Genomic DNA, 861 nt, shown 5'->3' with positions numbered 1-861 from the left:
CTCGCTGACAGCCACAAGGATCTCCCGGTCTCGACACGACCGACAGGGTGATCAAACGCCAACGATGTCCTGAGCCTCTCCCCCTACCCGCTATCTAGTGCCTTCGCGACCGAAGAATTCATGATAATTCCCCTTAAGTCCCGTGGGGTCCGCGGCCGATAACTCACCTGTGGGTCGAAAGACGGCCCCCAGGACACAAGGAGTCCCAACATGTTCAAGTGGATGCGTGTAAGCCTCAACAAGGATGAGGGCTTCACCCTGGTCGAGTTGATGGTCGTTGTGCTCATTATTGCCATTCTGATTGCCATCGCCATCCCGACCTTCCTCGGCGCCCGTGAGCGTGCCCAGGACCGTGCAGCTCAGTCCAACCTTCGCAATGCCCTGACCTCTGCCAAGGTCCACTACACCGACACCGAGAACTTCTCGGACGGCGCCGTCGCCGATGTGACCGCCGCACAGTTGATCGCGATCGAGCCGAGCCTTGCCTTCAAGGCCGGCCCCATCACGATTCCCGCTCCGGCAGGTAACCCTGAGGTCGGCTATGTGGTCGAGAGCGTGGTCGCCGGTGACCGGCAGATCATCACCTTCACCGCCTACTCGGAGTCGGGCAAGACGTTTGGTCTCAAGGACGTCTCTTCCGGCGCCGGCAGTGGCACCTACTACTGCGTAGACGCCACGGCGACCGATGTCACCTTCAACAGCGCTGACTGCGTGGCGGGCAGCTGGTAATCCGCTAGCACAGATACGGACGGTGAGAAGGGCGGGCGAGGGCCCGCCCTTCTTGCTCTAGGTGGCTGCCGAAAAAGTGGCTTTCGGTGAGGTTGGTTGGCGGCGGGCCAGTCGTGGGTGATGCCGGAGACC

At 61.4% G+C, this 861-nt stretch carries 1 protein-coding gene; it reads left to right on the top strand.

Going from position 1 to position 861, the window contains the following annotated elements:
- The first annotated feature begins 210 nt into the window (after nucleotides 1-210).
- Complete coding sequence (locus P1T08_18850; protein MDF1598132.1) at nucleotides 211-729, top strand: prepilin-type N-terminal cleavage/methylation domain-containing protein; 519 nt, start codon at nucleotides 211-213, stop codon at nucleotides 727-729.
- Nucleotides 730-861 lie beyond the last annotated feature (132 nt).

The sequence above is a fragment of the Acidimicrobiia bacterium genome (assembly GCA_029210695.1).
In the GTDB taxonomy this organism is placed as follows: Bacteria; Actinomycetota; Acidimicrobiia; order Spongiisociales; family JAHEDJ01; genus JAHEDJ01.
Note: the sequence above shows the minus strand (reverse complement) of the source record. Positions and strands in the feature narration are given on the sequence as shown.

What these genes read in the sequence shown, in the direction of transcription:
- P1T08_18850 (MDF1598132.1), top strand. Translation starts at nt 211, where the DNA reads ATGTTCAAGTGGATGCGTGTAAGCCTCAACAAGGATGAGGGCTTCACC.